This is a genomic window from Francisella sciaenopsi (assembly GCF_045862875.1).
GTDB lineage: Bacteria > Pseudomonadota > Gammaproteobacteria > Francisellales > Francisellaceae > Francisella > Francisella sciaenopsi.
In genome coordinates, this window is record NZ_BTHG01000003.1 from 73,046 (window position 1) to 85,385 (window position 12,340).

A 12,340-nucleotide genomic window follows, 5' to 3' on the forward strand; every position below is an offset into this window, starting at 1 on the left:
ATTTGAGGAAATGAAAAAATTCTTCTCAAATAGTTTAATTGTATCTATATTTTTATTTTTATCGAAACTTTTAGGTTTTGTCAGAGATTTATTGTTAGCTAGTTTTTTTGGTAGTGGATCTGCCTTACAAGCATTTTTGGTAGCTTTTAGATTTCCTGAGTTTATGCGTAAAGTCACTTCATCTGGGGTTTTGACACAAATACTTAATCCGTATCTTGATGGTAACGCTAACGATAGAAATAAAAAATTTATTATAACTATACTTTATTCTATAGCATTATTGTTGTTGGTTATAGCTGTTGTAGCAATAGTATTTAGTAATATTTGGGTAGAGATATATGCATATGGTTTAGTCGATGATAGTGACACTCTAAGTTTAGTTAGAAGTATGTTTATTATCATGATCCCATACTTGCTGTTTAATGGTGTTATGGGTGTAATATCAGCAGTTTTGAATAGTTATAGTAAATATCTTATATCATCAATGTTACCGATAGTACTAAATATTGTCATGATAATAGGTATAATCATATCACCTAAATTAAATGTTCCTATATTTGCGGTTGCTTATGCTGTTTTGTTAGCAGGAGTAATTCAAGTTGCTATTGGTGGGTATAGTCTTATAAAGCTAATTGGTAAATTTAAGCTTGATAAAGGTATAGTTCTAGTCAAAGATGTACGAGCAAAGACTTTTCTCAAAAAGCTTCCTTCAGCATTTTTCGGAACAGCAATATTGCAGATAAATGGATTGGTAGAAACGTTTTTTGCATCATTTTTGATATCTGGAAGTTTAGCTTGGTTGTATTATGCTGATAGAGTTAATCAGTTTTTATATGGGGTGTTTGGCACAGCAATTGCAACTGTTATGATTCCATACTTAATTAGTTGTAAAAAGGATAAGCAAAAATTTTTTCAAACATTAGGGTTAATTATAAGATTTACTTTGATAGTTACGGTTCCTGCCGTATTGGGTTTATTTATTTTGGCTAAGCCAGTAGTTATCTCACTGTTTTTTTATGGTAAATTTAGTCTTAAGGATGTTGATTTCACCTATTTGGCTATGCTTGGATATCTTGTATCACTATTTTGTTTTGTGCTTGTTAGAGTGATTGTCTCAGCACTTTATACACAAAATAAAACATCAATAGTTTTTTATATTAGTTTAATATGTTTGATAATTACTATAGCTGCTGATATGCTAATTGTGAATTTGTTTGCAAGCGATGTTCATGCCTTTTTATATTTGGCATTGGTAAGCTCATTTGTGGCATTGTTAAATTTGGTTATCCAGCTGTGGGTTCTTTGTGATTTTAGCCTTAGATTATTTATCAAAAGCTATTTACATTTTATGACAATTTTTAGAATAATAATTGCGAGTATATGTATGGTTTTAGTATTAAAATCATTTAATCTAAGTGATAGTTATTGGATTACTTTATCAATGTTTGATAGACTCAAAGGTATAGCTCTAATAGTTTGTGCTGGTGTGTTTGTTTATTCTGTGATTATGATAATACTAGGAGGCTTAGGGTCTTTTAAAGAATTGAAGCGATAAGTTAGTTGAATAGTTTATTAGGTGATCAGAACAAATTTATTTAGGATAAAAATGTACGACTTTAAAAAAATAAATAATCTTAGAGGAATAGAAAGAGAAACTCTAAGGATTAGTCATAATGGAGCCCTTGCTAGCTCTAGCCATCCATATGCTCTCGGGCATAAACTAACTAATAGCAGTATAACAGTAGATTTTTCAGAGAATCTCCTTGAGTTAATAACAAAGCCTCATGATAGTATTGAAAGTGCTTTTTGTGAGCTATATGATCTTTCAGCTTTTACTCTAGTTAATATGGCTAATGATGAGATTATACTTAATACTAGTATGCCATTATCAGCTAATGAAAGTGAAATACAAGAAGCTAATTTTGGCATCTCAAACTCTGGGCAAATGAAAAGAGTTTATCGTAAGGGATTATCCGTTAGATATGGTAAGATTATGCAGATAATATCAGGAATACACTATAATTTTTCTTTTGATAAGAAATTAGTAGAAAGTATTGCTGATAAAAAGCAGATTTCAATCTCTGATGTTTATTTTGATGTTCTAAATAATTATTTTGAATTCATGTGGTTATTGCCATACTTGTTTGGTTCTAGTCCAATATGTGCTAAAACTTCGGTTAAAAGTAAGCCTAGTTATTTATCGGATCTAGATGAAGAGTTTTATGTTGGTAAATATGCTACAAGTTTGAGAATGAGTGACCTTGGCTATACAAGTCCAGCACAAAAAGATTTGGCTATATCTTATAATGATGTTAAATCTTATGTTAAAGATTTAATACATGCTACAGATGACACTTTTAATGATTATAAAAAATTAGGTCTGTATGACACTAGCGGTCAAAGAATACAGCTTAATGACAGTATCTTACAAATAGAAAACGAATACTACAGTGCGATTAGGCCTAAGCAAATTGCTAAAAGATGCGAAAGACCAGCATGTGCCTTATATAATCGTGGTGTAGAGTATATTGAAATTAGGGTTCTAGATGTCGATCCTTTTGCTCCTATTGGGATAAGTAAAAATACAGCTCTTTTTGTTGAAGCAATGCTGATGACATGTTTAGAAGAAGGTGAGGTGAGGTATGATAAAGAGCAAATTAAACAAGCTAAGAAGAATTTAACAGCTGTAGCAATAGCAGGGCGTAATCTGGATCTTAGGCTTAATAAAGTTGGAGATTTTAGTGAAATCTCACTAAAAGATTATGCACTAGAGCTATTCAATAAAATTGAGAGAGTAGCAAGTAAAATGCTGCCAGAGTATGTTGAAGCAGTAAAACTAGAGAAGCAAAAAGTTTTAGATGTTAATAAAACTCCATCTGCTAAAATGGTTAAAATTGCACAAGAGCAAGGATATAAAAACTTTGCGCTAGAAGTGTCTCAAAAAGTATCTCAAGAGTTTAGAAACTATAAACTATCTACAGATGTTGAGACTAAATTACAAAATCAAGTTTCTACATCGATAGTTACAGAAAAGGAACTAGTGGCAGGCGATAATATATCTTTAGATGAATATATTAGTCGATACTATCAATCATCAAAAGGATGTTGTTAGTTGCCTTAAACTACGATTGTCTTCATTATTTATAAATTACTAGATATAAAAAAACCAGCATGAAGCTGGTTTAGATATTTTGATACAAGTAAAGTATAATTATACTTTCTTGATACCGCCGAATCTCTTCTTGAACTTATCAACACGACCAGCTGTATCAACGATTCTTTGCTTACCTGTGTAGAATGGGTGACACTCTGAACAAATATCAATATTTAAATCATTTTTACCGATAGTTGATTTAGTAACAAAAGTGTTTCCACAACTACAAGTTACTGTCACTTCAGTATACTTAGGATGAATTTCTTGTCTCATTTTTATAGTTTCCTTATATTTATAATCTGACATCGCCACTTAGACTATCTCATCTAAGCACCATATCCCTTATTAGAATAGCTCAGAGATTGTAGCTTAAATTATCCACAGTATCAAGCTTAATTAGAAGAAATGTATTTCTCTCTACGTACGTTTTTAGGGTTGAAACCGGCATTTGTTAACATCTCATAAGATTGGTCGATCATATTAGGATTACCACAAACATAAACAACATCAGTCTCCGGATTTAGTCCTATAGTATCAAATTGATTTTGTACATATCCAGAGATTTCATAATCTTTAAGATCTTGTGTTTCTCTACTAAGGCAAAGTTTAAAATGAATATTGTGATGCTTTTTGGAAAATTCTACAAATTCATCTTGATAAAGAGCATCTTTACGATATTGAACACCTAGAAGAATATGAATTTCAGTATTATCAGCTTTCTCTAGTAGTTCTGGGAACATTGATTTGTATGGGACGATACCAGTACCAGTACCAACTAGAACTAACTTGTTTATTTGCTCATCCTTTAGGACAAGTCTACCAGCAGGCCCCATAGCTGGTGCTGTATCACCAACTTTCATGTTGAAGAACGTATCAGTTGCAACACCACCTTTTACATAAGTGATACCTATTTCTAAAAGCATATTGTCAACAGGTAGAGAGCCTAAGCTGTAACTTCTACGCTTAAGATTGCCTTCTTCATCAGTAAGTAAAAAGGTAATAAATTGTCCTGCGATAAAGTTAAGAGGTTTGCCATCAGTTCTTTTGAATGCAAAGTGTCTAACATTATTAGTGATATCTTTAAAAGAAACTAATTCAAGTTCAAATTTTTCCAAAGCCATTTTATTTAAAACTATTATGATTTATAACAGCACTAATTATATACCCAAAATACCTAGAAATATAGATATCTACAAAATCTAAGTCATTAGGATATGGCATATATACTGATTGATACAAAGTTATGCATTTGGTTAGCTTTTATGTATATAATTATCTTATATGAGTAGTGATTTTATACTTTGAGAATGTATCGAATATTAGTGCTTTTATTGTTTTTTCCATATTTGGGGTTGGCAGAGATGACTCAGGCTGAGATAGATAAGATATACACAAAATCTATTGTTTTAGATAGTAAACAATATACTTTTAATATCGAGTTGCCTGTTGACTCAATAGATGGATACAGATGGTTTCTTATCCCACCTGATTATGATTATGTAGATGATACTGGTTATACTCATGAGAGTGTTGATATTGAAAATTCAAAATGGGGCGGTATGGATAATTTTAAACTTAAACTTACTAAGAAATTTAGAAAAGTGCCTCATAAAATTGTATTGCATTTTGAGTGTTTTCGACCGTTTGAAGAACACCCTAAGATTTTAACAAAAGATGTGACAGTATTATCACTTTTAGACTAGGAGTATATATGAAAAAAATATTGATGATAATATCCGCAATGTTGATTGCTTTGAGTGCAACAGCTATGGATTGTAGTGATAAAAGCTTTGATTCAATAAGAGCTAAAGCTAGACAAATGGAACAAGCTTGGGATTCTGCAGATCTTGAAAAAGTAGTTTCCTTTTATAGTGATGCTTTTATGTATATGAGCGGAGGTAAACCTTATACAAATAAAGATGCTGTGTTAAAGCATTACGTTGATGGATTTGCTGCAAATAAAACTGGTAAAAGAGATATGGGTAAGTTAAAACTTAACTACGAGTATTGTAGAAATCTTGATGAAAATCATCAATTAGTCATATTAAAGTTTATTTGGACAAGTTCTGATGGCAAAGTTGCCTCAGGACATGATTTACTTGTTTGGCAAAAAGGTAGTGAAAATAACTATAGTATAATAGTCGATTTTCCACAGTCGTAATTTATGTAATATAGGGAGATGTTTGTGTTTTTTTTAATATTCTTGATAATAATTTCTATATTCTTATTGGCTTTCTCAATAAGTATAGTTGAGACTCAATCTGTAAATATAATAGAGAGATTTGGTAAGTTTGTGAGGATCCAACGAGCAGGACTTAACTTTAGAATACCTTTTATCGAGAGAATAGCTGGTAGAGTTAGTTTGAGAGTTCAGCAACTTGATATAGTTGCAGAGACTAAAACAAGAGATAATGTATTTGTGCATATGAAAGTATCGGTACAATTTCTAGTTGAAGAGTCGAAAGCTGTAGATGCGTTTTATAAGTTGACAAATGCTAGAGCTCAAATGGAGTCATATGTTTTTGATGTGATTAGATCATCATTGCCACGTATGAGTTTGGATGAATCTTTTGAAAATAAAGATGCAATAGCATTAGATATCAAGAAAGAGCTATCTGAAGAGATGAGTACTTATGGATATACGATAATTAAGTCATTAGTTGTTGATATTAATCCTGAGGAAAATGTTAAACGTTCGATGAACGAGATCAATGCTGCACAAAGACAGCTTGAAGCAACAAAAGCAAAAGCAGAAGCTGAGAAACTTATCAAAATCAAAGAAGCAGAAGGGCAAAAAGAGTCAATGAAGCTGCTAGGTGAAGGTATAGCAGAGCAGCGTAAGGCAATAGCAAGAGGTCTGCGTGTATCTATAGAAGATGTCAAAGAGGGTACTGGAGGAAATATTTCTTCTGAATATATTTCATCTTTAGTAATGATGTATCAATACCTTGATACTCTAGAGAATATGACAAAATCTGGCAAATCAAATGTAATCTTCACTCCAAATTCACCAAAAGGCTTCAACAATCTAACTTCAGAAATGATAAGTGCGTTATCTGCTGTTAAAGATATGTAAGTATACATTAAATATCTACTAAAAAAGGGCAGTCGACATGTTCTGTATATTGGCAACTAAAGTTGTTTAAATAACGATTAGGATATTCAAAGATATTAATATTTTTAGTTGAAGATATTGTAGAAGTAATTAAGTGCCCTTCAATATTTGAGTAATAGTAACATTTTATATCACATAGACCACCTTTACAGTTAACTAGATCAGCGCCTTTAAATGTTAAAGGGTACTCAGGGAATTGAGAAGGTGTCTTATCTTCAGCTAGCCAAGTATATTTAAATTGATGGTACCTTGTTTTGGCTACTAGTTTATTATTCGTATTTATAAAATCTTCAGGTGTGGGACAGTAGTAAACAATTTGCCAAGCAATAGCATTACAAGAATAAAGAAGCAGTAGAACAAAAATTAGATTCTTTAACATACTACAATGCTTCATTCTATATGGTTATCTTTATATGAGTTGCGGTTAATTATATCTGTATTAATAATGAAATATCAAATAATAATTATTTTAATAATGGTTAATAAATATCCTCGGGTATATTGTAAAAATAATTTAGAAAGGCTCAGATACCTATAGATATTCTCAAGGAGATGGTAACGATATCTTAAATGTATCATCTAATGATGGAACTATGGATACATTAGAGTTAACAGATATGGATCATGATGCTATTAATTTAAGTAGAGATGGAGAAGATTTGTTAATTAGTTTTGATACTGATCCATTAGGTTCAGTGATAGTAGATGATTATTTTTCTAGTCAATACACTAATCAAGGCTTAGAGATAGATGCTAGTGATGGATTTGCACTAGATTTATCTGCTAACTCAAATAAGATAGCGGAGCTATTAGCAGCGGCTGGAGCAGATGATATAGATATAGATGGAGGAGGTGTAGATAGTACAGTTCAAACTACTACAAAACTAACCTCATCTGAGTTAGCTGATCTATGGTTGCCTAAAGAGAGTAGTGAGTTTTAATTTAGCTATCTTTTAAATCTGTTTTTTATTAAAAAATAAACTTTTGCTATATAAAAGTAAGGACAAAATTGATTTGGATTTGTTATTTAATGTTAATTTGAAAAAAAACATGATAATAAGTGGTAGCTATGACTGGACTTGAACCAGTGACCCCAGCATTATGAATGCTGTGCTCTAACCAACTGAGCTACATAGCCACGAAAGATGAGATTTATTATATGTAATTTATAAAAATTGTCAATATTAATTCATATCGATGTTAAAAAAAATATTACAGATGTTTTATTGCTTGCTAAATATATTAGTTTTGTAGTACGATATAAACCAAGTATACACAGGGTTTACCCTATATAACTATTAATAAAATAAAGAAATGTCTGAAGGTAGAAATAAATTAAACGATTTTTCATTGTTACAATCATTGTTGGGTGGGTCATCTAAAATAGAAGAAAAGACTTCTAGAATGAGGCAGGCTAGAGATAAGAATATTTCTAAAAGTAAAAATATTCCAAAAGCTCCTGCTAAAAAAGTTGAAGAAAGAGATACTTCTTTTATCCGTATTCCACAGTATGGTCATAGAATAAATAATAAAACAGTAGATGAATTGCAGAATCCTCAATTAGAGGATGCTCAAGAAATTGTGATAACTGTTGATGTTGAGAAAGAAAGACAAAAAGAAGAAGCAAAACTGTTCAAATGGTTGTGTCTTCGTTTTCCTAAATGTTTCGATCCGATCAATAAGAAGCCACTTAAAATTGGTATAAGTGAAGAAATTGAAATAATTTATCAAAATGAGCACTTTGCTCCTGTAGATAAAATGGTTCTTAGAAATGTGTTGCGTCGCTATGTTGGTGATACGCGTTATCATAAGGCTGTTTTTGAACTCAAGCAAAGATTTAATCTACAAGGTCAACCAGTTGAAGATTACTCTCCTGAACACGTTGAGTATTCTAAAAAGCGTCTTGATGAAATCGCTGAGAAAGCCGAGTTTAGAGCAAAGGGCTTGACTATGAAAGATTATTACGAGTACAAAAAACAGCAACAAGAAGAAAAGGTAGATACTGAAGAATAAGTTTTTAAAATCACTGTAAATTATTGCCTCTTTTGCCTTTTAGGTTTATTCTTTTATTCATGAATTATCAAATCTGATTATCTGACAGTATGATAAAAATATTTTTTTCTAGAAAGTTTTTGGTAGTATTACTTCTATCCGTATCATTTCTTTTGAGTGGTTGTTCTACTACTGGTGATGGCTATCAAGGGCAAGTACTTCCGATTATAAAGCATGGCCATTCAAAGAAAAAACAGACAGCTTATAATATATACGGTTTTAAGTTTGAAAATACTCCTAGTGGTATTTATAACACTCTTGATAAAAAACCTACTGAGTTTTTGGTTAATGTATATATTGGTGATAATTATGGTTGTAAGTTTACTTATACTATGGATAAAGAAGGTAAAAAAGAAGAGATTACCAAAACTAGTTCTTTTGTATCATACTTATCAGGTAGTAATGAGTTACTGAAATTAGAGTGTAAAGGTGAAGACTCAAATATTGACTATAAGATTGTCGTTTATGCTAATAGTGTAGAATATAACAAGGTAGGAAATCTATCTTACTTAGCTGCTTCGGGAGGTTTGTAAGTATTTTTATTTTCTCCAAAAATCTGGCATGAATAGTACTAGGATTGTAAATATCTCAAGACGTCCTGCAATCATTGCGAAGTCACATATCCATAGAGCTTCCTTAGGTAAGCTTTTGAAGTTAGAACCAATTTCTCCTAGTCCTGGACCGACATTCGATAGTGTTGTTGCAATAGTAGAAAATGCTGTAGTTACGTCTAAGCCACAACCTAGCAGTGCTAACCAACCACCAGCAAAGATTATAATATAAACAGAAATAAACCCAGAAACCCTATTTAAAGCTTGTTCGGATATATGAATATCTCCAAGTTTAACAGTGAAGACTCCTTGAGGGTGGATTACTCTTTTGGCTTCTAGGATAGCCTTTTCTTTAAAAAGAATGGCGCGAATCATTTTCAAACCACCGGCAGTCGAGCCACCACAACCACCAATTATTCCAATAAACATTAGCATTATTGGTAAGAAACTAGGCCATAAATAGTAGTTTGTATCGGAAACAAAACCAGCGCTTGAGGATATGGAGATGACTTGAAAAACACTGTTTGTAACTATACTAAAGACATTTGACAAGTCATCAGTATGAGCAATCATAGTTATACACACTATGAAAGAAGCAAAAAATACGAAGTAAAAGTATGCTTTGAATTCAACATTTTTGAAATAGTGGCTTATTTTAAATTTCGATAAAGCTATATAGTGAGCTTTGAAGCTAGTGGCTCCCAAGAAAAGAAAGATTCCACAAACTAGAATCATTCCAAAAGGCTTGTCAGCCATACTTGAATCAGATGGTGCAAAACCACCAGTAGATACGGTAGAGAATGTATAGCATATAGCATTAAAAGGATCTACACCAACCAATAAATAAGAAATAAAGCATAGGAATGTTAGCAATAAATATACTAGCCATAGAGCTTTGGCAGTACTTGAAATTTTTGGAGCAATTTTGTCATCTTTCCATTGTCCAGATATTTCAGCTTTATAGAGCTGCATACCACCTACACCTAAAAGTGGTAAGATGGCAACTGATAAAACGATAATCCCCATACCACCAAAAAATTCAGTTTGTTGACGATAAAATAGTATGCTGTGTGGTAATTTGTCTAGTCCTTCAATTACGGTACCCCCCGTAGTTGTAAAGCCTGAGACTGATTCAAATACCGCATCAGTGAATGAGAGGTTTAAGCCCGGAAAGGACATATAGGGAATGGCACCAAATATGGTCACGAACATCCAAACTAATGTTACTATTAAAAAACCATCTCTGTTAGAAAGTTTCTTTTGGGTGTTTCTAGAGATGAACCACAAGAAGAAGCCGCATGAAAAGGTCACAGTAAAGCTTAAAATATAAGGGTAAGAGTTTTTTTCGGCATATATGTAGTCAACTAATAATGGACTAAGCATAGTAATGCTTAAAAACATTAAGAATATACCAATTATCTTTGGTTTTTGACTCAACATAATCTGCTAATACTTAAAAGCTTAATGTTTTATATATGACTTTGATGTTTAGTTTAGTATAATTACACACAAGCTACAAGATAATTTATATTTAGTATTTTAGGAGAAGTCGTCGTATGATGAAGCTTATATTGCGTTTGGCTCACTTGTTTGATAACAAAAAAGATAGAGCCTATGTGAGTGAGATAGATCAGTTTTTGCAAGAATTCGATAAAGCTAACCCGCAGAAATCTGAATCACAGAAGAAAGAAATATTAAAGCACAGAAATATCTACAAAAGAGAAGCTAAACCTAAAACAGATTTTCTTGATGGTTAGTTCTTTAAAAAAAATAAATTAGTATATCTTTACTTAGTTCTATTTTTACAATCAGCTTTGTATTAGACATTAAATATAATACACTTAGAGTGTATTTGTGTATCCCTTGATTGTTGGTAAGTTATGAAAAAGAAGTATTTTGTTATTACTACTATATCTGTTTTTATAGTTGCGTTTTTTTTGATTTTAAATTATTTGCAACCAATGAGGGCGGATGATTTTGGTAGAGCAAATACAGATACCCTAGCAAAAGGGTTAATAATTATGGTTCACTCTATTCAGGCTGATTATTTTACGTGGACAGGCAGAGTTTCTGCACAGGCTTTAATCTACTTCCTGATGAGTAAGACATATATAACTCTATCGCTATTTATAGTCAATGTCATTAATTCGATAGCGTTTTATATATTTATGCTGCTGACGTTCAAAATAGTCACTTATGATCGAGGTAGAATACTATCTAAAGATTTTGTTATATATAGTTTTTTCTTTGTTTTTGTCTTTTACCAGACAGGATTTATCGCAAATATCCTATGGAAAACAGGAGCTATACAGTACTTTTGGGGATTAACATTACTTACTGTTTTATACTATTTCTCCATAGTCAAAAATAAAAACAGTATATTACTTGGCTTATTTATTGGGTCAATTATTGGTTTATATAATGAGATATTTGTATGTGTTAGTATTTTACTTTGTCTAGCATACTTTTTTGAAAGGGTGCTTACAAAGAAAGTTATAAATGATACGATTGTTGCTTTTTTTGTAGCGTGTGGAATAGGAGGGATTGTATTAATAACAGCACCTGGAAACTATGCAAGGCTAGATCATTTATCATCAGGAGTTCAGTCATCATTATTGCAAAATGTTACTCGTTTAATAAGTGAGCTAATATTTACGCCACAATATACATTTATACTGTTGATTATGATTGTGATCTTTTTAATATTAGCTTTTACTAATAAGAGTTTCAAAAAACTATCAGTAATTGTATATTCTGCAGCACTTATATTATCACTGTTTGTATTAGTGCCTGTAGCTAAATCATATGATCTAAATCAAAGAGTATTACTTATTTATTATGCGATATTTTTTATAGCTGCTTATATGCAAATTTATAGTCATAGTAGTTCATTTGTTATCAAACTATATGCCGCTCTCAAGAAGCTAAGTCCGATATTTGTGTTATTGTTAGTAGCACAATTATATTTAATATTTAGTATGAGTTTGTTTTTTTACAACTTCGAGCAGAAGCGTGATGTTTTAGTAGCTCAATATCAACATTCCAGAGTTACTGATCCAACATTACCGTGTATAGTTGATTATATATCACCAACTGTTTTTATTGATGATATTACACCTAATAAAGATCTTTATAATAATCAAGCTTATGCTGACTTTTATGGTTTTAAAAGTGTTATTTGTGAGACTGTTGGTTAACTAAAAGTTAGGATATGAAATAATGTTAAATAAGAGTTTTTTTATAAAAATATTGCTGCTGATTGTTTTTGTTATAACTTTTTTTATTGGTGTTGCAATTTATAGTTATGTGTTTGCTAGAGTGCAAAATTCGACAATATTTTTTAAATTTTTAGATGTTATCAGAGTGCATAGTTTGACTCAGGTAGCATCTTTTGTGTGGATTACCTCCTTACCAGTATTACTGGCTATTTACTATTATCTTTTTTTTGGAGTGATATTTAAGAAGTAT

General features: G+C 31.4%; 14 protein-coding genes and 1 tRNA gene. 10 read left to right on the forward strand and 5 right to left on the reverse strand.

Annotated elements, in window-relative coordinates; all coding sequences use genetic code 11:
• The first annotated feature begins 10 nt into the window (after nt 1–10).
• Nucleotides 11–1,555 (forward strand): murein biosynthesis integral membrane protein MurJ, encoded by a 1,545-nt coding sequence (murJ, locus tag ACKTR7_RS04510; RefSeq protein ID WP_407877207.1) that lies wholly within the window; start codon nt 11–13, stop codon nt 1,553–1,555.
• A gap of 51 nt (nt 1,556–1,606) precedes the next feature.
• Nucleotides 1,607–3,112, forward strand: coding sequence for a glutamate--cysteine ligase (gene gshA / locus ACKTR7_RS04515; protein WP_407877208.1), 1,506 nt, complete (start codon nt 1,607–1,609; stop codon nt 3,110–3,112).
• A 99-nt stretch (nt 3,113–3,211) separates the two neighbouring features.
• Here the strand turns inward: gshA and rpmE are convergent, their stop codons facing one another.
• Nucleotides 3,212–3,427 carry a 50S ribosomal protein L31 gene (rpmE, locus tag ACKTR7_RS04520; protein ID WP_035722084.1) on the reverse strand — a complete coding sequence of 72 codons (216 nt, stop codon included), beginning with the start codon at nt 3,425–3,427 and terminating at the stop codon, nt 3,212–3,214.
• Between the two features lie 119 nt (nt 3,428–3,546).
• Nucleotides 3,547–4,275 (reverse strand): ferredoxin--NADP reductase, encoded by a 729-nt coding sequence (locus ACKTR7_RS04525; RefSeq protein WP_407877209.1) that lies wholly within the window; start codon nt 4,273–4,275, stop codon nt 3,547–3,549.
• 186 nt (nt 4,276–4,461) lie between these two features.
• On the opposite strand from ACKTR7_RS04525, the gene ACKTR7_RS04530 reads away from it, so the two are divergent.
• From ACKTR7_RS04530 to ACKTR7_RS04540, 3 genes are read left to right on the forward strand one after another with little or no spacing between them, the layout of a single operon-like run.
• Nucleotides 4,462–4,857, forward strand: a complete 396-nt coding sequence (locus ACKTR7_RS04530) for a hypothetical protein (RefSeq protein WP_407877210.1) — start codon at nt 4,462–4,464, stop codon at nt 4,855–4,857.
• 8 nt (nt 4,858–4,865) lie between these two features.
• Complete coding sequence (locus ACKTR7_RS04535; RefSeq protein ID WP_407877211.1) at nt 4,866–5,315, forward strand: YybH family protein; 450 nt, start codon at nt 4,866–4,868, stop codon at nt 5,313–5,315.
• A gap of 18 nt (nt 5,316–5,333) precedes the next feature.
• Nucleotides 5,334–6,230 (forward strand): SPFH domain-containing protein, encoded by an 897-nt coding sequence (locus ACKTR7_RS04540; protein ID WP_407877212.1) that lies wholly within the window; start codon nt 5,334–5,336, stop codon nt 6,228–6,230.
• A 7-nt stretch (nt 6,231–6,237) separates the two neighbouring features.
• Here the strand turns inward: ACKTR7_RS04540 and ACKTR7_RS04545 are convergent, their stop codons facing one another.
• Nucleotides 6,238–6,648 carry a hypothetical protein gene (locus tag ACKTR7_RS04545; protein ID WP_407877213.1) on the reverse strand — a complete coding sequence of 137 codons (411 nt, stop codon included), beginning with the start codon at nt 6,646–6,648 and terminating at the stop codon, nt 6,238–6,240.
• Nucleotides 6,649–6,862: 214 nt separating this feature from the next.
• Between ACKTR7_RS04545 and ACKTR7_RS04550 the strand changes: the two genes are divergently transcribed.
• Complete coding sequence (locus ACKTR7_RS04550; RefSeq protein WP_407877214.1) at nt 6,863–7,210, forward strand: hypothetical protein; 348 nt, start codon at nt 6,863–6,865, stop codon at nt 7,208–7,210.
• 120 nt (nt 7,211–7,330) lie between these two features.
• Here the strand turns inward: ACKTR7_RS04550 and ACKTR7_RS04555 are convergent.
• Nucleotides 7,331–7,407 (reverse strand) — tRNA-Met (locus ACKTR7_RS04555).
• Between the two features lie 176 nt (nt 7,408–7,583).
• Between ACKTR7_RS04555 and ACKTR7_RS04560 the strand changes: the two genes are divergently transcribed.
• Both ACKTR7_RS04560 and ACKTR7_RS04565 read left to right on the forward strand, forming a co-directional pair.
• Nucleotides 7,584–8,282, forward strand: coding sequence for a ProQ/FINO family protein (locus ACKTR7_RS04560; RefSeq protein ID WP_004286568.1), 699 nt, complete (start codon nt 7,584–7,586; stop codon nt 8,280–8,282).
• 89 nt (nt 8,283–8,371) lie between these two features.
• Nucleotides 8,372–8,854 (forward strand): FTL_1709 family lipoprotein, encoded by a 483-nt coding sequence (locus ACKTR7_RS04565; protein WP_407877215.1) that lies wholly within the window; start codon nt 8,372–8,374, stop codon nt 8,852–8,854.
• 6 nt (nt 8,855–8,860) lie between these two features.
• Here the strand turns inward: ACKTR7_RS04565 and ACKTR7_RS04570 are convergent, their stop codons facing one another.
• Nucleotides 8,861–10,315 (reverse strand): potassium transporter TrkG, encoded by a 1,455-nt coding sequence (locus ACKTR7_RS04570; protein WP_407877355.1) that lies wholly within the window; start codon nt 10,313–10,315, stop codon nt 8,861–8,863.
• Between the two features lie 113 nt (nt 10,316–10,428).
• On the opposite strand from ACKTR7_RS04570, the gene ACKTR7_RS04575 reads away from it, so the two are divergent.
• Both ACKTR7_RS04575 and ACKTR7_RS04580 read left to right on the forward strand, forming a co-directional pair.
• Complete coding sequence (locus tag ACKTR7_RS04575) at nt 10,429–10,629, forward strand: CBU_0585 family protein (protein WP_004286565.1); 201 nt, start codon at nt 10,429–10,431, stop codon at nt 10,627–10,629.
• Between the two features lie 123 nt (nt 10,630–10,752).
• Nucleotides 10,753–12,069, forward strand: a complete 1,317-nt coding sequence (locus ACKTR7_RS04580; RefSeq protein ID WP_407877216.1) for a DUF6056 family protein — start codon at nt 10,753–10,755, stop codon at nt 12,067–12,069.
• The last annotated feature ends 271 nt before the right edge of the window (nt 12,070–12,340 follow it).

Bases quoted from the DNA above. Each gene is read 5' to 3' on its own strand.
- murJ (WP_407877207.1), top strand. From the start codon at position 11: ATGAAAAAATTCTTCTCAAATAGTTTAATTGTATCTATATTTTTATTT.
- gshA (WP_407877208.1), top strand. From the start codon at position 1,607: ATGTACGACTTTAAAAAAATAAATAATCTTAGAGGAATAGAAAGAGAA.
- rpmE (WP_035722084.1), bottom strand. From the start codon at position 3,427: ATGAGACAAGAAATTCATCCTAAGTATACTGAAGTGACAGTAACTTGT.
- ACKTR7_RS04525 (WP_407877209.1), bottom strand. From the start codon at position 4,275: ATGGCTTTGGAAAAATTTGAACTTGAATTAGTTTCTTTTAAAGATATC.
- ACKTR7_RS04530 (WP_407877210.1), top strand. From the start codon at position 4,462: ATGTATCGAATATTAGTGCTTTTATTGTTTTTTCCATATTTGGGGTTG.
- ACKTR7_RS04535 (WP_407877211.1), top strand. From the start codon at position 4,866: ATGAAAAAAATATTGATGATAATATCCGCAATGTTGATTGCTTTGAGT.
- ACKTR7_RS04540 (WP_407877212.1), top strand. From the start codon at position 5,334: ATGTTTGTGTTTTTTTTAATATTCTTGATAATAATTTCTATATTCTTA.
- ACKTR7_RS04545 (WP_407877213.1), bottom strand. From the start codon at position 6,648: ATGTTAAAGAATCTAATTTTTGTTCTACTGCTTCTTTATTCTTGTAAT.
- ACKTR7_RS04550 (WP_407877214.1), top strand. From the start codon at position 6,863: ATGGATACATTAGAGTTAACAGATATGGATCATGATGCTATTAATTTA.
- ACKTR7_RS04560 (WP_004286568.1), top strand. From the start codon at position 7,584: ATGTCTGAAGGTAGAAATAAATTAAACGATTTTTCATTGTTACAATCA.
- ACKTR7_RS04565 (WP_407877215.1), top strand. From the start codon at position 8,372: ATGATAAAAATATTTTTTTCTAGAAAGTTTTTGGTAGTATTACTTCTA.
- ACKTR7_RS04575 (WP_004286565.1), top strand. From the start codon at position 10,429: ATGATGAAGCTTATATTGCGTTTGGCTCACTTGTTTGATAACAAAAAA.
- ACKTR7_RS04580 (WP_407877216.1), top strand. From the start codon at position 10,753: ATGAAAAAGAAGTATTTTGTTATTACTACTATATCTGTTTTTATAGTT.